The 18511-nt window shown below is 43.6% G+C and carries 21 protein-coding genes, 1 tRNA gene and 2 riboswitches; of the genes, 11 read left to right on the top strand and 11 right to left on the bottom strand.

Annotation, left to right across the window (positions count from 1 at the left end; all coding sequences use genetic code 11):
* The first annotated feature begins 10 nt into the window (after positions 1-10).
* From pdxT to MHB37_RS00485, 6 genes are all read left to right on the top strand, one after another.
* Positions 11-607 carry a pyridoxal 5'-phosphate synthase glutaminase subunit PdxT gene (gene pdxT, locus MHB37_RS00460; protein WP_076130391.1) on the top strand — a complete coding sequence of 199 codons (597 nt, stop codon included), beginning with the start codon at positions 11-13 and terminating at the stop codon, positions 605-607.
* 74 nt (positions 608-681) lie between these two features.
* Positions 682-1968 (top strand): serine--tRNA ligase, encoded by a 1287-nt coding sequence (serS, locus tag MHB37_RS00465; RefSeq protein WP_038568043.1) that lies wholly within the window; start codon positions 682-684, stop codon positions 1966-1968.
* A gap of 67 nt (positions 1969-2035) precedes the next feature.
* Positions 2036-2124 (top strand) — tRNA-Ser (locus MHB37_RS00470).
* A gap of 145 nt (positions 2125-2269) precedes the next feature.
* Positions 2270-2611 (top strand): hypothetical protein, encoded by a 342-nt coding sequence (locus MHB37_RS00475; RefSeq protein WP_036679977.1) that lies wholly within the window; start codon positions 2270-2272, stop codon positions 2609-2611.
* 11 nt (positions 2612-2622) lie between these two features.
* Positions 2623-2775: a small acid-soluble spore protein P gene (locus MHB37_RS00480; RefSeq protein WP_036679976.1), complete on the top strand. Its 153-nt coding sequence runs from the start codon at positions 2623-2625 to the stop codon at positions 2773-2775.
* Positions 2776-2880: 105 nt separating this feature from the next.
* On the top strand, positions 2881-3972 hold the full coding sequence (locus MHB37_RS00485) for a hypothetical protein (protein ID WP_076130388.1): 1092 nt from the start codon (positions 2881-2883) through the stop codon (positions 3970-3972).
* 104 nt (positions 3973-4076) lie between these two features.
* Here the strand turns inward: MHB37_RS00485 and MHB37_RS00490 are convergent, their stop codons facing one another.
* Together MHB37_RS00490 and tadA are read right to left on the bottom strand one after the other, a co-directional pair.
* A complete protein-coding gene (locus MHB37_RS00490) occupies positions 4077-4646 on the bottom strand; it encodes a GNAT family N-acetyltransferase (RefSeq protein WP_076309188.1) in 570 nt (189 codons plus the stop codon).
* On the bottom strand, positions 4647-5168 hold the full coding sequence (tadA, locus tag MHB37_RS00495) for a tRNA adenosine(34) deaminase TadA (RefSeq protein ID WP_076130386.1): 522 nt from the start codon (positions 5166-5168) through the stop codon (positions 4647-4649).
* A 304-nt stretch (positions 5169-5472) separates the two neighbouring features.
* On the opposite strand from tadA, the gene MHB37_RS00500 reads away from it, so the two are divergent.
* Both MHB37_RS00500 and rluF read left to right on the top strand, forming a co-directional pair.
* Positions 5473-7800, top strand: a complete 2328-nt coding sequence (locus MHB37_RS00500; protein WP_076309189.1) for a sensor histidine kinase — start codon at positions 5473-5475, stop codon at positions 7798-7800.
* The gene (gene rluF / locus MHB37_RS00505; RefSeq protein WP_036679985.1) at positions 7790-8491 is read left to right on the top strand and encodes a 23S rRNA pseudouridine(2604) synthase RluF; all 702 of its coding nucleotides are present in this window, start codon (positions 7790-7792) and stop codon (positions 8489-8491) included. The genes MHB37_RS00500 and rluF overlap by 11 nt, the downstream gene beginning before the upstream one ends.
* A gap of 113 nt (positions 8492-8604) precedes the next feature.
* Here the strand turns inward: rluF and motB are convergent, their stop codons facing one another.
* Both motB and motA read right to left on the bottom strand, forming a co-directional pair.
* A complete protein-coding gene (gene motB, locus MHB37_RS00510; RefSeq protein ID WP_076130384.1) occupies positions 8605-9420 on the bottom strand; it encodes a flagellar motor protein MotB in 816 nt (271 codons plus the stop codon).
* The gene (motA, locus tag MHB37_RS00515; protein WP_036679967.1) at positions 9404-10204 is read right to left on the bottom strand and encodes a flagellar motor stator protein MotA; all 801 of its coding nucleotides are present in this window, start codon (positions 10202-10204) and stop codon (positions 9404-9406) included. The genes motB and motA overlap by 17 nt, the downstream gene beginning before the upstream one ends.
* 206 nt (positions 10205-10410) lie before the next feature.
* Between motA and MHB37_RS00520 the strand changes: the two genes are divergently transcribed.
* Positions 10411-10704, top strand: coding sequence for a hypothetical protein (locus tag MHB37_RS00520; protein WP_036679966.1), 294 nt, complete (start codon positions 10411-10413; stop codon positions 10702-10704).
* Between the two features lie 228 nt (positions 10705-10932).
* Complete coding sequence (locus tag MHB37_RS00525) at positions 10933-11220, top strand: 4a-hydroxytetrahydrobiopterin dehydratase (RefSeq protein ID WP_076130383.1); 288 nt, start codon at positions 10933-10935, stop codon at positions 11218-11220.
* Between the two features lie 81 nt (positions 11221-11301).
* Here the strand turns inward: MHB37_RS00525 and MHB37_RS00530 are convergent, their stop codons facing one another.
* From MHB37_RS00530 to MHB37_RS00555, 6 genes are all read right to left on the bottom strand, one after another.
* A complete protein-coding gene (locus MHB37_RS00530) occupies positions 11302-11658 on the bottom strand; it encodes a cytochrome c (protein WP_036679962.1) in 357 nt (118 codons plus the stop codon).
* A gap of 127 nt (positions 11659-11785) precedes the next feature.
* Complete coding sequence (locus tag MHB37_RS00535; RefSeq protein ID WP_076280416.1) at positions 11786-12271, bottom strand: GNAT family N-acetyltransferase; 486 nt, start codon at positions 12269-12271, stop codon at positions 11786-11788.
* A gap of 189 nt (positions 12272-12460) precedes the next feature.
* Positions 12461-12952, bottom strand: coding sequence for a C40 family peptidase (locus MHB37_RS00540; protein WP_036679958.1), 492 nt, complete (start codon positions 12950-12952; stop codon positions 12461-12463).
* 5 nt (positions 12953-12957) lie between these two features.
* Positions 12958-13100, bottom strand: a riboswitch (cyclic di-AMP (ydaO/yuaA leader).
* A 362-nt stretch (positions 13101-13462) separates the two neighbouring features.
* A complete protein-coding gene (locus MHB37_RS00545) occupies positions 13463-13891 on the bottom strand; it encodes a C40 family peptidase (RefSeq protein WP_076130394.1) in 429 nt (142 codons plus the stop codon).
* Positions 13892-13948: 57 nt separating this feature from the next.
* A riboswitch (cyclic di-AMP (ydaO/yuaA leader) is annotated at positions 13949-14087 on the bottom strand.
* Positions 14088-14305: 218 nt separating this feature from the next.
* Positions 14306-15136, bottom strand: coding sequence for a hypothetical protein (locus MHB37_RS00550; RefSeq protein WP_405168841.1), 831 nt, complete (start codon positions 15134-15136; stop codon positions 14306-14308).
* Positions 15137-15147: 11 nt separating this feature from the next.
* Positions 15148-17154, bottom strand: coding sequence for a M1 family metallopeptidase (locus MHB37_RS00555; RefSeq protein WP_076309190.1), 2007 nt, complete (start codon positions 17152-17154; stop codon positions 15148-15150).
* 103 nt (positions 17155-17257) lie between these two features.
* Here MHB37_RS00555 and MHB37_RS00560 point away from each other — a divergent pair, with 103 nt between their 5' ends.
* Complete coding sequence (locus MHB37_RS00560) at positions 17258-17764, top strand: YwhD family protein (RefSeq protein WP_036679953.1); 507 nt, start codon at positions 17258-17260, stop codon at positions 17762-17764.
* Between the two features lie 79 nt (positions 17765-17843).
* Here the strand turns inward: MHB37_RS00560 and MHB37_RS00565 are convergent, their stop codons facing one another.
* Complete coding sequence (locus MHB37_RS00565) at positions 17844-18317, bottom strand: AbrB/MazE/SpoVT family DNA-binding domain-containing protein (protein WP_038568063.1); 474 nt, start codon at positions 18315-18317, stop codon at positions 17844-17846.
* Positions 18318-18511 lie beyond the last annotated feature (194 nt).

Genomic DNA, 18511 nt, shown 5'->3' on the forward strand with positions numbered 1-18511 from the left:
AGGTTGTAGGATGAAGATAGGAGTATTGGCGCTGCAAGGCGCTGTTACGGAGCATATTGTTAGTATAGAGAAGACCGGTGCAGAAGGCGTGCCTATCAAGCGTGTGGAGCAGCTAGAAGAGGTTGAAGGCCTGATTATCCCCGGCGGAGAAAGTACAACGATTGGAAAGCTAATGCGGAAATATGGCTTCATAGAAGCCATCCGTGATTTTTCTGATCAGGGTAAGCCTATTTTTGGCACATGTGCGGGTATGATCGTGCTGGCCAAAAAAATTGCCGGTGGTGAACCGGGGCATTTGGAGCTAATGGATATTACCGTAGCCCGGAATGCATTCGGCCGCCAACGGGAAAGCTTTGAATGTGATCTGGAGGTTAAAGGCATTGATGAGCCGGTTCGTGCTGTGTTTATACGTGCACCGCTTATCAACGAGGTAGGACCGGGAGTTGATGTGCTTACCGTCTATAATGATGAGATTGTAACCGCGCGCGAAGGCAACTTGCTGGTGTCTTCTTTTCATCCAGAACTGACCGATGATTTCAGACTGCACCAATATTTTGCCGATATGGTAGAGGCGAATAGGGAAGTCCAACAACAAAATCGCATATAAAGAACATCCTGACTCTTTCAAAGCTGTAATCAGCATTTTGAAAGAGTTTAGGCTGTTTTCAGGAGGGAAACTTTGTGTTAGATGTAAAAATACTACGTAGTGATTACGCAAGAGTGGAAGAGGCTTTAGAAAAACGGGGCAAATCACTGGACTTAATTGCTGATTTTCCACAACTTGATTTGCGTCGACGTGAATTACTGCAAGAAACCGAAGGTCTTAAGAACCGTCGTAATACAGTTTCAGGTGAAGTGGCGAAAAAGAAAAAGAACGGCGAACCAGCAGATGATCTAATTACAGAAATGCGTACAGTGTCTGACCGAATTAAAGAGCTTGATGATGAAGTACGTGAACTGGAAGCTCAGATTGCTGATCTTACTATGAATATCCCTAATATTCCTCATGATTCAGTTCCAGTAGGGAAGTCTGAGGATGATAACGTTGAATTACGCCGCTGGTCGGAGCCCAAAGAGTTCGGATTCACTCCGAAATCACATTGGGAGCTTGCGCAGCAGCTTGATATTATTGATTTTGAAGCTGCAGCAAAGGTTACAGGATCCCGGTTTGTTTTCTATAAAGGACTCGGAGCACGTCTCGAACGGGCGCTGATTAACTTTATGATGGATCTTCACAGTGGTGAGCATAACTATGAGGAAATGCTGCCGCCTTACATTGTGAACAAAGACAGCTTGTATGGTACAGGACAACTGCCTAAATTCGAAGAGGATCTGTTTAAGCTGCGGGATACCGAATACTATTTGATTCCTACAGCTGAAGTACCGGTAACGAACTACTATCGCGAAGAGATTTTAACGGCAGCTGACCTGCCTAAATACCATGTAGCTTACAGCTCTTGTTTCCGTTCTGAGGCGGGCTCGGCGGGCCGTGATACTCGCGGTTTGATTCGCCAGCATCAATTCAACAAGGTAGAGTTGGTGAAGCTCACCACCCCTGAATCCTCTTATGAGGAATTAGAAAAAATGACAGCAGATGCTGAAAGTGTGCTGCAGCTGTTGGGACTGCCTTATCGTGTACTTGGGTTATGTACGGCTGATATGGGCTTTACATCGGCTAAGACGTATGATTTGGAAGTGTGGTTGCCTGAGAGTGGGATGTACCGTGAGATCTCCTCTTGCTCAAATACAGAAGACTTCCAAGCACGCCGGGCAAATATTCGTTTCCGTAAGGATCCAAAATCGAAGCCTGAATTTGTTCATACGCTGAACGGCTCTGCTTTGGCTGTTGGACGTACGGTTGCTGCAATTCTTGAGAATTATCAGCAAGAGGATGGCAGTGTTCTGATTCCAGAATGCCTACAACCTTATATGCGCAATGTAAAATCGATACAACCAAAAACTATTTAAAGATATAGTTGCTTTTTCTTTGCATTGTATGGTACAATCCTAATGCATGTGAAATTTAAATGCATTTGGAGAGGTACCGAAGCGGTCATAACGGGGCGGTCTTGAAAACCGTTAGGGTGCAAGCCCACATGGGTTCGAATCCCATCCTCTCCGCCATTCCTTTATGAACTTAAAGAATAATTAGATAGAAACCGTTCCCTCTGGGGGACGGTTTTTTGTTTTGTTTGGTAGACCCAGTTCTATTGAGAATAAAAAGCTTCATTTCTCCGCAATGTATTAGAGAAGGAGGATGATCATAATCATGGATAGATCATTAGAAGTTGATCAGCATAAGCTTGTCTCAGCCTGGCAGGAGCGCTTGCCGGCGTTGATGGATGATGGGGATAGTTTCAGTGTGCTGGCGGATAATGGGGATCCGAATAGCTTGCTGATTCATTTTAATGCGGCAGGTCATCAAGGCTATTCACTGGATTTTCGCTGCAAGTATGTAGATAGCAGAGAAGTGGCAGTGGATCTGCTGGATGTGGAACAGAGCGGTCTCCATATTGATGAGCGTAGCGATGCCGTACAGCAGCTGGCACAGCAATACTCACGGCAAATTCATGAATGTGCTCAGGCTCTTCAGAACTTGACCAATCCTTAGGAGGAATGAAAATGTCGAAACCAAAAAGTATCCCTGTTCCTGGGGCAGAGCCAACAAGTGGTGAGCGGAGAAAAGACCATGCTCCTTCAGGTCCAGAACCGCTTTCAGGTTCTAAAAAGGTGAAACAAGCGAACCATGTTGACCACCATAATCCACAAGGTTAACAAATAAAAACGTTAAGAATTTTAAAGAAGTGTTTCTTGATTTTTACAAATGGTTTATCATAGGAGGGGGAGAGATTTCTTTTACAATGGGAGAGGAGAACAATAATGAACAAAAAGTGGGGTTTGTCGGCCGCTGCATTGCTGCTTACAGCAGCAGTAATTCTGCCGGGATGTGCAAGTAAACAGGAGGCGCCAAAAGAGGCCTTAAAATCAGCCGCTACTAAAGCGACTACAATGTCATCTTATGAGATGAAGAGTAAATTCACGATCAACGATCTTACGATCGAGACCTCTGACGCTGAATCTGCTGCAATGACTACACAGGTACTTAGTATGCTTAAGAATGCTGATATTACCATTGATGGGGTATATCAAGCAGAGCCAATGCAGACAGAACTAACTATGGTTCTGAATCTGAAAGGCGATATGAGCATGAGCTTTAATGTTCCTATGGTAATGACTGCCGAGAAGTTGTATGTTAAGATTCCATCTATTCCTTTCGTACCGATTCCTGAGACGATCCTCAATAAGTTTGTAGAGGTTGATCTGAAGGCGTTGGCAGAGCAGGAGGGTGCAGAATTTAACCCAAGTACGATGGATACTCAAAAAATGCAGAAGCTGTCTAATGAAGTGGTGGACACTGTCCTAGCTGAATATGACGAAGAAAAATATTTTAACGAGATTGATCCCAAAGATGCTAATTTACCAGAAGGTGTGGAAGCTAAACAAGTCGTTCAGTTCCAAGTGACTAACGATAATGTTAAAGAAGCAATCACTATCTTGGTGAATAATGCCCTGCCAAAAATCATTGATATCGTAAGCAAGGAAGAATACAAGGATATGCTGCAGATTAAAGATGCAGATCTAGCTAAGGCTAAAGAAGAACTGACATCAGGTGAAGCTAGAACTGAATTGGATAAGGGCTTAGCTGATCTTGATAAGTACCTTACCATCAACCAGTTCCACTATAATACTGCGATCAATAAGGACGGATACGCTGTGTATCAGGATTTATTGATGGATGTTAAAGTAAATGATCCGGAAGATGGCACAAAAGTGGCCTTCTCAGTAAATGGAACGGGCCAATACAGCAAGATCAACGAAAAGCCGGTATTCAAGATTGGTATCCCTCAAGGTGATGATGTAATTACAATGGATCAACTTGGAGAAGAATTCGGTGGTTTGGGAACTTATTAATCCCAGTTCGCAAGATAAAGACCCGCATGAGGCGTATATTATACGCCCATGCGGGTCTTTTTTTAGGAAAAAAGTAGCGCTGATTCCTGCGACAATGCAGAATCCTATTTCTGTTCCTCTGTCAGCACATCTTCAGTTAAGATTGCGTAGGTTTGGTGATCCTGCCACTGTCCATTTATTTTAAGATACTGACGGGCAACCCCTTCAGGTTTAAACCCACTCTTCTCCAGGACTCTTCGGGAAGCTTCATTATGCAATAAAATAGCTGCCTGAACTCTATGTAGACCTAAGGCTCGGAAAGCATAGCCAAGGACTAATCCGACCGCTGCTGTCATATAACCTTGTCCTTGCATCCGATGATCCATTAAATATCCTAAATCAGCATATTGTGCTACACCTCGTGAGACGTTGGACAATGTGATCTGACCGATTAGCTGTCCATCCAGCAGATAAATGCCGAACATATAAGCTCTGTCCTGTAGGGCGTCCTCAATACGCTGATTGATGATCTGTTGCTGACTCTCCAGGGTAAAGAAGTGCTCATCACGTTTTGGCTCAAACGGTTCGTGGGTTAACCGGTTATTTAAACGAAGCTCCAGCAGGCTTTGTGCATCCTTAAGCTCAAGTGGAGAAATATAGATCCCTTGAGAGGTATGATATAGAGTAAGGGTCATTTAGGAGTCCTCCTTTTGTTTAATTGGCTTTTTACGTAAACGGCGAAAGAAGGAGGTGAGTAGATCTGCACATTCTTCTTGTAAAACATCCTGTATTACCTCAGTTCTATGATTAAATCGCGGCTCTTCAAGCAAGTTCATGAGGGTCCCGGCACATCCAGCTTTAGGGTCAGGCGTTCCATATACCGTGAGAGGCACTCTGGACTGCACTATTGCTCCTGCACACATCGGACAAGGTTCTAGGGTGACGTACAGCTGGCAATCCAGCAGACGCCAAGAATTCATGACATTGCTGGCCTCGCGAATGGCTACCATCTCTGCATGGGCTGTCGAATCCATTGTCGTTTCTCGTAAATTGTATCCACGTCCTATAATTTCACCATGTCGAACAATGACAGCGCCAATAGGAACCTCACCTAATGCCTCAGCTTTACGTGCTTCTGCGATCGCCTGCCTCATCCAATATTCATGAACCGCTTGTATATCTTCTGGCGATTCATTGGCTTTAATATTCAAGATCATCTTCCCTTCTTCTGTAACCATTGTACAACGAACAAATATTCGTTCTTAACAAAATGTGCATAACTCTGTGGATAACAGCCTACTTATACACATTTTTGTACACACCGGACTTTAATAATTTGTTTATATGTGCATAAGATGTGGATGGTTTCTTATATATTGTAGAGAAACACCTTTTGAATTTCAATATTTCGTGAATTAATAGGCTTGTTTTAAATGTCCTTTTCAAATGAGGGGGCAAAAGGTATGATGTTTATTATAGGCTCCGCAAGGATTTACCAGTGGATAAGAGGTGAATAACAGTTTGTCCATAAAGACAAAACTATCTGCTATTATTTTTGGAGCGGTACTGCTAATTTTAGCATTGAATCTGACATTTAACCTTTATGCCGCTCAGAATAATCTAAGAAATGAAAACGCAAATAATATGCAGATCACCGCTATGCAAATGGCTGTTTCTGTAGAACAAAGTAACTATAGCTCTAACTATGTAGAATATCAAATTGCGCATAACTTAAGAATGGCTGCCATCTTTGCCTCTAAGGAATTGGGTCCGGATTATAAGAATATAACCAACGCTCAACTTAAGGCCCTAACTTCCAAGTTGGGCGTGTCTAATATTTCAATTCTGGTAAAGACTGATAATGATATCGTGGTGACAAGGGCATCAAATCCGATTGATATTGGAATGTCCACTCAAGGTTGGGGGTACTGGTACCTTGCCCTTTTGGAGTTATTTGATAATCAGGAAGTCACTGTGGGGCAAGGTCAGTCATTGGATCATTTTTGGTCAGGCCCATTTGAATATTCAACCTACAATCCCGATTTCATTGAGAAGTGGGGTTATTATCATGATGAAGCAAGCAACTACATCATTAATCCTGTTATTCTCAATACTGCGGCAAGTGAATATATCGAAATCACCAACCCCGATCAAATTGTAGAGCGAACCAAAGAAGTTAATCCAGGGATTTTAGAGCTTACAGGATTTAATCCAACAACATTTGGTTTAGCAAGTATGGCGGGTGATGGAAGCGATGCATTTAAAAAGAAACTTGGCAACCGCCCAATTAAGTTCGGTACCTATACTTATGGTAATGTGGAGCAAGATAAAGCAGCTATTCTATTAGCTCAGCAGAAGCAGAAGCCAGTTACACTGGAGACGAAGGTACATGGGAAAAGAGTGCTCAAAAGCTTCATTCCTATTCAGAATCCTAAAATGGAGCCTTACGTAATCGGTGTAGTTTTGGATTATTCTGTGATTTCATCCGTAGTTCATGAACAATTAGCCAATTATTTGACTACGTCTCTGTTATTGCTGGCATTATTTTTGCTATGTAGTTACATACTTTCAGGTTTTATTACTCGTCCAATTCAGGCTATACTTGCCAAAGTCAATGACGTAGCGCGAGGTAAGTTCGAACCTCCATTAAAGGTAACCTCTCGTGATGAGTTAGGTCAATTAGCCTTGCGGATTAACGCTATGACTTCTCATCTTATGCAACGCACCAATCGTCTTAAGCAGACGCTGGAAGAGAACCGGGCGGTTAAGGAGCATTTGGAATCCGTAATTAACGGTACGTCGGATGCGATTCATACGTTGGATATGGAGGGACGAATCACTAGCACTAACAGAGCCTTTGAGGAGCTGTACGGATGGAGTGCAACAGAAGTGATAGGCAATATGCCATATCTTGTACCCGCGACAGCGCTTAAGCAAGAGGAAGAGCGGCTTGACGCGTTAAGAAATGGTGCAGTTCTGCCGCCGATCGAGACAGTGAGACTTAAACGGGACGGATCATTAGTTGAAGTTAGCGTTAGTACCTCGATAATTCGAGATGAAGAGGGTTATCCCCATTCCTTTATTCACGTTTCTCGTGATATGACGGAACGCAATCGAATGGAGGAGCTGCTTAGACGCTCTGAGAAACTAACTACAGTCGGCCAATTGGCCGCAGGAGTAGCTCATGAGATTCGTAACCCTCTTACCACGTTAAAAGGATTTCTACAGCTTCAACAGGAGAAGGAGCTCTTGGTTCCGCTTCATGTAGAGCTGATGTTATCCGAGCTGGAGCGGATTAATCTTATCGTCAGTGAATTTTTAATCCTGGCTAAGCCGCAAGCCGTTCATTTTCAGGAGAAAGATCTTCGCTACATATTAGGTGATGTAGTTTCTCTATTGGATAGTCAGGCTCATCTACATGATATTCAATTTAGTACGAAATTCTCTGAACAACCTGCTACTGTACATTGTGAAGAGAACCAGCTGAAGCAGGTATTTATTAATATTGTTAAAAATGCAATTGAGGCTATGCCTGAGGGTGGCGTCATTTCAATGGAACTGTGGAACTCTGTGGATTGCGTCTTTATTGTAATCAAAGATCAGGGTGAAGGGATTCCAGAGGACGTGCTGCCTAAGCTGGGTGAACCGTTCTTCACGAATAAGGAATCGGGGACTGGGCTTGGGTTAATGATTAGCCAGCGTATTATTCAGGCTCATAAGGGTCATTTGGAAATACAAAGTGAAGTTGGCCGGGGGACAACCGTTATGATTAAGCTGCCTGCAGCTGGAGGGGTTACACCTTGGCTTAACATTAAGGATGAACGGAGTGAAGAACAACGTGAGAATTAATAAATTCATCAGTGAGACAGGATACTGTTCACGCCGAGAAGCAGACAAGCTTGTGGATGCCGGCAGAGTTACGATCAACGGAGAGCCTGCTGTGCTGGGCAGTCAGGCTGTTCCGGGCGATGATGTGCGAATAGATGGTATAGCGCTTGAAACCTCAAGCCAGACGGTCTACATTGCTCTAAACAAGCCGGTTGGGATTACATCAACCACAGAACAGCATATCAAGGGGAATATTGTCGATTTTGTAGGTCATCATGAGCGTATATTCCCGATTGGTCGTCTCGATAAGGATTCGGAAGGATTAATCTTGCTTACTAATGATGGTGATATCGTTAATAAAATTTTGCGGGCGGAAGGCCGGCATGAAAAAGAATATGTGGTTACCGTGGACAGACCCATTACGCCTTCATTTATTACCGGCATGTCGAGCGGTGTGAAAATATTAGGTGAGAAGACGCTGCCCTGTGAGGTCACGCGTATTACGGAGCGTGTCTTCCGTATTATTTTGACAGAGGGCAAAAATCGCCAGATTCGTCGTATGTGCAGCGCTTTTGGCTATGAGGTGCGAAAGCTGCAACGCATTCGGATTATGAATATTCGCCTGGGGGCATTGCAAACGGGAGAATGGCGGGAGCTGTCTGCTGATGAGAAGAAAGAGCTTGGAGCTACGCTGAACTACGAGTTACTGTAGGAATGTTATTACAATGTTACAGGTCCATATAGAATGTAGTACTCGCAACAAAAAAAGAGCTGTCCGGGGTCTAAGACCTTTGGACAGCTCTTTTTATTACCTTACGAAATTACTTATTCAGCAGAGGGAACAATCCCTGTAAACTCTTTGGATTCTTGATATTTGCGAATAATGGAAACCTCTACCCGGCGATTCTTGCTTCGGCCGGTAGCTGTGTCATTATCCGAAATAGGATGATACTCGCCGTATCCAATCGCACTAAATTTGCGCGGATTTAGATTTGTGTTCTGCAGCAAAATCTTCATGAACTGAAGTGCCCGATCCGCACTCAGATCCCAGTTGGATGAATAGTTGCTATTGGAAATCGGAATATCGTCGGTGTGCCCTTGCACTACTACATCATAATCCGGGAATTGCTGCAGCATCGTTGAGATGGATTTAGCTAATTGCCGCGAATCATCCTTAACAATGGCTTGGCCAGAGGCGAACAATGCGTTATCACTGATCGTAATCATTAGCTGAGATTGATTAAGCTTCGTACTGAGCAGATCAGTTAGACCGTTGCTCTTAATATATTGATCGAATTGTTTCTTAAGCTTCTCTAAATCCTCTTGTTCCTTTTGTCGTAGCTTTGCCATTTCTGCTTCTTCAGCTTTCTTGGAAGTAGAGCTACCCATCTTATCATTTTTCCCCAGATCTTCTTGAGTTTTACTAGGCATTGCTGCCCGCTCTTCAAGAATGCCTGTACCGCCATTAAGTGCGGAACTGAAGGCTTGACTCATCTCTTCAAATTTCTTGGCATCCGTTGCGCTCATAGAATACATAACGATGAACAGAGCCACCAGAAGAGTCATGAGGTCGGAATAAGGTAACAGCCACGATTCATCGGCATGTTCTTCATGCTCTTCGTGTCTAGTCTTTTTGCTCACCTGATCCACCGTCCTTCTCATTTAACTTAACGCGTTGCGAAGGTGTTAGGAATACAGCAAGCTTCTGATTGATGGCAATAGTAGATACACCGGACTGTATGGACAAAAGACCTTCGACCATCATCATTCGAACTTCGATTTCTTGTTTGGAGAGACGTTTCAGCTTATTAGCAATAGGATGCCATAATACGTAACCTGTAAAGATACCAAGCAAAGTGGCGATGAAGGCAGCCCCGATTGCCGCAGCCAATTTGTTCATATCACTCATATCAGCCAGAGCGGCGATGAGGCCGATAACCGCCCCGAGCACCCCAAGGGTAGGAGCATACATACCTGCCTGTGAGAAAATGAGCGCTCCTGCTTTATGTCTATCCTCTGTGGCGTGGATATCCTCCATGAGGACATCGCGGACAAAATCCTGATCATTTCCATCAATGATCATCCGCATGCCATTCCTGAGGAAGTTATCTTCTATTTCATCGACCTTTGATTCTAGAGCCAACAGACCTTCACGCCGTGTGATAGAAGCCCATTCCATGAACATAGTGATTAATTCGGGTTTACTGATTAATTTCTTTTTGATAAAAATCATTTTGAACAGACTTGGAATCTTTTTGACCTCGTTGAAAGGAAAGGCCATGAAAATAGACGCTGCCGTACCCACCAAGATAATAACGTAAGCAGCAGGTGTGGCCAAAGCATGAAGTGGAGCGTGCTTGAGGATCATGCCCCAGATTACAGCAACCAAACCAAAAATTAAACCAATTATTGTTGAAATTTCCATTTTGCACCTCGTCCGTGAGATTTAAGATGTGTTCCGACAATGCCGCGTATATCATCCTTGAAACAGCGGCAGGGCACTCTGTGCGAAACCGAATTAACGTATATTCTTATTTATCGACATCATTCGGTTTTTTGTGAAGTCATTTTTTCGGCTATAATGGATAAGGTAAGTAATTATTCATCTGTGAAGAAAACGGAGTGATATACGTGGGTGTAAAGCATGGTAGAGATTACGGTGAAATTCTAACAGATTTGACCGAAGCCGTCGGACGAATTTCCGATGGATATTTATTTTTTGAGATGGATCCGGACGAGTGGCAGGAACTACCCCAAGAATCAAAGCTGGAGGTATGGGAAGCATTGGCTGAGGATCTTTTCTTCGCGCTGGGTAATGAACCTATGATTGAAGTGGGGAGCGGCGTAATTATTTACGATAAGGACACGCATCGCATTAATATTTTAGTTGGCGAAGAGGATTTGGCTTCAGTGGTTTTGATTTAGGCAGAGGAGACGTCTGGACGTAATTTGCCCGTAGTTAGTAGCCCGTGTTAAAATTGATAAAGCCGAGTTATAATCGCTGGGATTTGTGAATACATTAAATCGAAAATATCGCCTTTATCCTGGCACATCCCTTGGACCTCAGAAGCTAAGGGATGTTTTGTTTAACGCCTAAGTCATGTAAAGGGAACTGCGCACTTTACTGCAATTTTTTGTAAGGGAGGAAACGAATTGTTATTTACGGAAGAGGAACTGCGTGAGGAGATCACCAAGCTGGAGGGATGGAAGCTGGATAATAATGTTATGGTGCGAAAATATATGTTCAGCCAATATATGAAGGGCATTGCGTTCGTTGATGAAGTAGCCACGATTTCAGAAGCCTTCGATCATCATCCACATATTACGATTGATTATAAAACTGTTACCCTGCGACTTGAATCTAATGAAGAAGATGGGATTACGGCTCTAGATCTTCGAGCGGCGCATGAATTTAATGAAGCCTTTGAAAAAAATCATTAGTTTAGCCAAAATCATAAAATAAACGCCCGTGCATAGATAGTCACCTATCTCATACACGGGCGTTTTTAGTTGCTTGATGGGTTACTTTTTCTCTGAGAGCCAGAGTGCGACGTTGGCGATCTCTTCAGGGGCTAGCTTCTCCTTAAAGGAAGGCATTTGACCACGTCCTTTGGTGACGATGCTGTAGATTTCCTCAGCGTCATGCTGGCCGCCTTCATTCTGAAGACTTGGTCCAACTCCACCTTGAAGCTGATCGCCGTGACAGGTGATACAGCTGGCTTTCACGGTTGCTTCTGCCTTTGCTGCGTCCAGTTGAACTACCGGCATCGTGGGCTTATTTTCTTCCGCTACCTCTTCTTTACCCGGAAGTGTAAACATGAGTACTACCGCAAAGGCACAGGCGGCAAAAAACAAACCGCTCATGATCCATTTCTGCATCCCAATTCGTCCCTTCTATGTAAGCTGCTCCCTACATTATAGCTTATGGTGAAGCGTTATCATAGGGTTTGTGACAAAAAAATGAACGAGAATACAATCATTCTTATGAAATATCTGGTATTTAATATCATTTGTCATAGACCATGCAATAAAAAGGTTTGTCTCCTGTAGGTGTGCGGCGTTCATACGTATCTGTAATCGTAAATCCACATTTTTGATAAGTTCGAATGGCGCGTTGGTTCCAGGTCAGGACTTCTAGATCTATCTCTCGATCAGGATAACGACTCAAGGCTGTCTGGACGATGGCATCTACGAATAGTTTGCCTAAACCATGGCCGCATAGATCGGGGCGCATCCCAACTCCTAAACGGACGACTCCTTCCATCGGGAACAACTGTGCGAATCCGCACAAAACCTCTTGTTCATTTAATATGGAGATATATTGTTCCTCCCGGAGCTGCGGATCACCAAACTCGATGCCAAGAGCCTGCATCTGCTCCCACGGCATCCAGCCATAAATATTATATGGGGGCGTATAGCTCCACTTACAAATAGCTTCTCCGTGAATTGCCTCCATAGGAACAACATGAAAAGTTACCGAGGGATTTATCATAAAGTCAACGATCTCCTTTCACGAGGACATTGCTATATTACTAATTATATACAAAATGGGGGAGGTTCGACTCAGAAACTTTATATGAGAGGAATGTTTTACAAATTATGAGAGGGGTAAATAAGTAATAAGACAAAAAAACAAGCTCTCCTCCAAGAGTTACCTTGGAAAAGAGCCTATGTACGTTACTTATTGCACATCATCATTGTCTTCCGATTCAGCAGCAACCGATTGATAAGCGTCTGTGCTCATAATGCGCTTGGCACCAACGTAGCGTTTCACGTAGTAGCTATCACTCAGAGAGCTAATCGTAACACCGCGTGAGGTAGAAGCGTGTGCGAACTTACCTTCACCGACATAAATGCCGACATGGGAGACACCTTTGCCACTTGTATTGAAGAATACAAGATCTCCGGCTCTTATATCATCACGGGAGATTGCTGTGCCCATTTGATATTGGGAACCTGATTGGTGTGGAAGGTTAATGCCAATCTTATCAAACACATACATTGTAAATCCGGAGCAATCAAATCCGTTAGTGGATATACCGCCGGATACGTATTTAGTACCGATGGCCTTGTCAATCACTTTATCCATTTTGGAATCTGCGAAAGCGCTTCCTGCTCCGATGGTGAGGATGATGGAAAAGCTTAGTACTGCTGCTGCTAACTTCTTCTTCAAAAGTGTATACCCCTTCCAAATGCCTACGAGGTTAGCTTAAGGGTTCGGTTGAAGGTCCCCTATGACCCCTCTATATAATGGAGGTCAATTCACCCAAAGTTGGTTCCCCCGTTTTCCTAATAGTTAGGAAACTCGGCTCATACTGTTGATTAGGATTAGCTTGTAATCAATACATGACAAAACCTTTGTAAATAACAACTTAATGATTACAAAAATGTTACTAAAATCTCACTGCGCTAATTGTAACAAACAGAAAGCCGCTTGGCAATCGTTTTTAACATATTAATGCAGAAAAATTGGCATTTTTACGGTAGAAAGGCATATGTAAGCGTTAATAATGACCTAATTTTTAATATAATTGCAATTTTTATCAAATAAACATGTTTCAATTGGGCTCTATTAGTGTAAAAATATATTATGGAAAAAAGAAAAACCCGAATTTGATTACGGGAATAATCAGATTCAGGTTCATATAGTTGTAATTATGAGGTTATAGTTGTGAGGAAGGTTTCAATCGAAGGCTACAGCTTGATAAGCTGAAGTACTCATTACTCTTTTAGCGCCAACATAACGATTGGCCCAGTAGGCCTGACTGAGTGAAGTGATGGTCACTCCACGCGAAGAGGACGATTGTGCGAATTTTCCGTTTCCAACATAAATGCCGACATGGGATACTCCATTGCCAAGTGTGTTAAAGAACACTAGATCACCAGAACGCAGATTGCTTTTGGATACAGCAGTTCCAACGCTATATTGAGCTTTTGATGTACGAGGTAAAGTAAGACCCACATTCTTGAATACATATTTTGTAAATCCAGAGCAATCAAATCCGGCAGTGCTTGTACCTCCGGTTTTATAGGCAACTCCAATAGTCTTTGAGATTACAGTGTCCATCTTAGAGTCGGCAAAGGCGCTTCCTCCACCAATAGATAATGCCATTACAAGTCCTAGCGCCGCAGCGACGCATTTTTTTCTTAAATTATGTCTTTTCAAAAGATGTACTCCTTCCAAGGCCTGCGAGGTTAGCTTAAGGGTTCGGTAGAAGATTCCCTATGATCCCTGTAAAGCGAGATCAATTCACCCAAAATATGGTTCCCCCACTTCCCGGTGCAAAGGAATTAGGCGTGTTAAGCACCAAGAGAATGACGTTTCGACAGTTACACTTACGATAAATACATTTAGTTATGTAGGAATCGTTTCAATTGATTACAAAATTGTTACTAATAGCACAGGACTTATTGTAACAGAGCTTTTATGATTTTGCAAATACTCTTAAGTTATCCGTAATGAGAAAAAGTCCCAGCTCCTGAATACAGGAATTGGGACCTTTTTATTATGTCAAATAAGGTTAATTTATTGTGGAAATGCTTTGCTACACCATAGATGATATTGTGCAGAGATTCCCCACATTTTTAAGAGCGTAGAAGGTAGTGGTGAGATTTGCCGTATTATAAGTGCCGGCAGGCCGGGACAGAACAGACCCGTCAGTCCGCACACTAGCAGTAAGAGCAAGCCTCCCGCACCAAGTACAATGGAAACACCTATAGCAGGAATCAGTGACCGCAAGCAGATGAACAGTGAGGAGAACATTCCTGTACCGCCGGTGTAACCAAACTGCATATATAGAAGAAACAGGTGCACGATAAAAATATATATAAGCCATGCCAATACGTATGGTACTAAATGAAGTAACAAAGTGTAGTTAAACAAAGAGGATAAGAACAGCCCGTACATTTTTGGAGCAAGCCAGTAAAGCGGCAGCAGGGTCAGCACCCATTCGATTAGGCTAAAGACTAAGACAGGTAGTCCATAGATCTTCATGCCGGGGAAAAAGAACAGCCCGCGCTCGCCCTTTCGCTCCTGGTGCAGCTCATGCAGCAATCCTGCCCTTATGAAAGGAGAAAGCAGAAGTCGCAAGACAACAAGTCCTAGAAGCATCCATAACCAAGTGCGTATCGCAGGGTCAGTATTCAAGCTGAACTGTCCCTCGATATAATACAACAGTCTGCCCATACCGCTGCCGCCGGCGTCTTTATCTGGATAGCGCAGTAGAATTGGAATAATAGCAGATCGGATGAAACCATACATAAAGTAGCCCCAGAGCAGTCGGTAGATGAAGAGCAGAATTAAAATATAAAATTGCTCCTTCATGCTTTGCCAGCCGCGGGTTATCGATGTTCTCACAATCATTCACCTCACCAGACAAGAGTTCCGAGCACGGTTTCAAGTAGTTTAGTTACACTTAACGTCCAGCGAGAGAGCGTCTTGGGCTCTATTTCCGCCAGCCTAAAGTTGTTTAAATGTTTGCTCTCCAATAAGATGGAATGCTCAGGGTCAATCTCAGCAGAGAGAAGAGGCTTATCGCTTAACAATTGAAACGTAGTCTCTGCTCCTTCACCGTTCCAGACCCGCTGCACCGAAGAGCTGTCGGCGAATGTGAATTTCACAGGAACATCAACGTAATGGGTCCCTTTGTTTGAAATCTTCACTAATGATTCGTAGCTTTGAGCATCGCCGCTGTTATTTTTTTTAAAAGTAATCGTATCTACTGAGAAGTCAGGCGCACCATCACCATAAATGTAATCATTGAAATATGCCTGCCATGATTTTTTGGTTACCTTCTCAACGACTTTCTGAAAATCTGACGTAGCGGGATGCTGGAAACGGAACTTACGAGCGTAGGAGGACATGATGCTGTTCATTGCTTTGGTACCTACCTGGCGTTCGATATCTTTAAGTACAAGCTTGCCGCGGATATAAACATTTCGGCTATAGGAATCCGCCCCTGCATATTTCCACGTTTCCAGATTTAACGGCTCAGGTATAGTCACCAGGCTGGCCTGTAAAGGCAAATTAGACTTGATACCGTATTCTTGTTCCATAAGTCTGTCTTCGGCATAGGAAGTAAAGCTTTCATCCAGCCAGGCCTCCTCGAATTCATTGCTGGCTACCATACCGTAGAAGTATTGATGGCCGATCTCATGAATGACGGTTCTTTCAAGTGAGGTATCTGGAGAAGAATCCGCGGCCCCAAAGGCTGTAATAAGGGTAGGATATTCCATTCCTCCCGCGCCGTTTCCCTCCTTAGGTGGGACGATTATAGACAGCGTAGAGTAGGGATAAGGGCCATACCATTTGCTGAAGTAGGTCAGGGCAGCCTTGGCAGCTTGAAGGTAACGCTCTTGTAAGTCTTTGTGCAGTGGGTCGAGATACACCTTAATTCGTACTCCAGGCACTTCCGGCGTAGAGAAAGCTTCCTCTGCTACTGTAAAATCAGGGGATGCAGCCCAAGCGAAGTCGTGGACATCATCGGCGTAGAACTGATATATTTTTTGATCTTGTTTGAGCTTGGCATTTTTTACAGGAAATCCGGTCGCAGCCACCGTATAGTTGGAAGGAACGGCAATCGTTACATTAAAGATGCCAAAATCACTGTAAAACTCAGAGGTCCCGTGATACTGATGCAGGTCCCAGCCTTCTTCTTTAACTCCGCGTGTGCCCTTAGGCTCGTATACACTAAGCTTAGGGAACCATTGCCCAGCCATAACGAAGTTACCTGAAGCACCCATGCGAGCAAAGATTTTGGGCAGCTGGACTTCATACTGAAGCTTAAGTGTTACACTTTCCCCACCATTAACAGGCTGAGGAAGATGTACCTTTAGAAGCGTCTTATCGTTGATATTGCCGTCATCAGGTTGAACATATTGCACTCTTTGCATTAGCGAAGTTCCCTCTGTCGTGCGCAGATCGGTCAGCGTCATATTTCCGAAGCCGTTCTCAGGCATGCTGTCGCCTCTGAGCGTCCCCCCGGATTCCTTCATAAAGGTGGTATCTGATGAGGCAAATGCATTTGGATACATGTGAAAATATAAATCACTTACTGGCTTTACTCCGGGGTGTGTCCAGGTTACTGTCTCAGAAGCTTTTAAGGTTTCTGTGTCAGGAACAAGCTGGACATCAATGTGATACTCGACTACCCGCTGGCTTAAAGCCTCCTCTGCCGGGACAGGCGCGCTCTCAGGCAATACCTGCTGTGGTACGGCTGCAGGCGCTGTGCCGCTGGAGGACTTGGCCTCTTTTGAAGCAAAGCTAGTAACAGAAGCTGTTGAGCTATCCCCTGAAAAGGCCCATATTCCTCCTCCCAGCAGCGCGAGGATGGCCAGGGTCGCAAAGATGATGTACTTTAATGACAGTGACTTCATAGTGTGATTCCTCCCGTGACAAGCATCTACGGGATGTATATGTTTGCAATCGCCGCATTATTAGCTAAAATTAAATTATTCGTAAGAGGAAGGGTGTGCACTCGTGGACAACATACAACCGGAGGGCAAGAAACAGATTGCCTTAAATATTGTGAACGCTAAAAGTAAACATAAAGGCTTTGGAGCAGGCTCTATAGATCTCAACAACGTTTCACCTGTCATTATTGATGGTGATGTGGCGGTTATTGATATCGGTGCCATGCATGCCAAGAGCAAGGTGGAAAAAGGAATTAAATTTTCCATGAATCGTGAAGATGTACCGAATGGAAGACAGGTTTGGGTGGTATGGGTAGCGGTAGACCGTACATTGGAAGCTCAATTTTATGGTGGAATCACAGCCTGTGAAATGTGGATTGATACAGAAGCGCGCCGCGGATGGAAAATTCTTGCCGAGCATGTCAATAAGCTGGATGCAGCTCTTAAACGCAAGATCGATGTGGCAGGGCTTGGAGCCATTGAGAAGTCGGCGCTCAAATCCCTTCTGATCTCTCATAATGAAGCATGGTGGAATGCATCCTCAGATGAGCTTAAAGCTGCACTGACTGAATAGTATAGGAGCCTCCAGAAGGGTTATCCGATATAAAAAAAGCTTCGACCTCCGGAAATAGGAGCGTCGAAGCTTTTTTAATTTATGATTTGCTTGTGCTGCTAAGCTTGCGTTTGAGCTGACTCACTCTGGCTTGGCTAATCCCGAGGATTTCTGCAAGTTCTTTTTGGTTGGCATAGGGATGATCTTCAATAGCTTGTTCCAGACGTTGGCACATTTCCTCTGTCTTCGACTTTCGGATGCTGGTGTTGTGCTCTGGTGCCTCAACAACAAAATCCTCACGTGACTCTGGCAATTGAGACATGCGTTCAGGATCGACAATTTCTTTTAGACAGCTGCTACAAATAAACTGCTCTTTATAGTAGGTGACATGGTCGTGGCTTCTGCAAAATGTACACTCTGTCGAGGTGTACTTCCTAAGGACGATGATTTTTTCGTCTAAAACAAAAAATTCGATAGGATCACCAATGTCGATATTACGCGTCATACGGATTTCTGCGGGAACCACAATTCTCCCAAGACTGTCTAAACTCCGGATCATGCCTGTATCCTTCATCCCATGTCCCTCATTTACATCATTATATTTTGGTTTCTAATAACTATTATAGCAGTAATTGTGAGTTAAGAGAATGGGGTAAGCATAATAAATAAAACGGTTACATCCCTTATGCGACAAGTGATATTTGAATTTAGAAATCCTGTTGTTACTACAATATATGACTTATAAAAAAAGAAAAACCCCTTCAATAT

It is taken from the genome of Paenibacillus sp. FSL H3-0286 (genome assembly GCF_045040705.1).
In the GTDB taxonomy this organism is placed as follows: Bacteria; Bacillota; Bacilli; order Paenibacillales; family Paenibacillaceae; genus Paenibacillus_AQ; species Paenibacillus_AQ odorifer.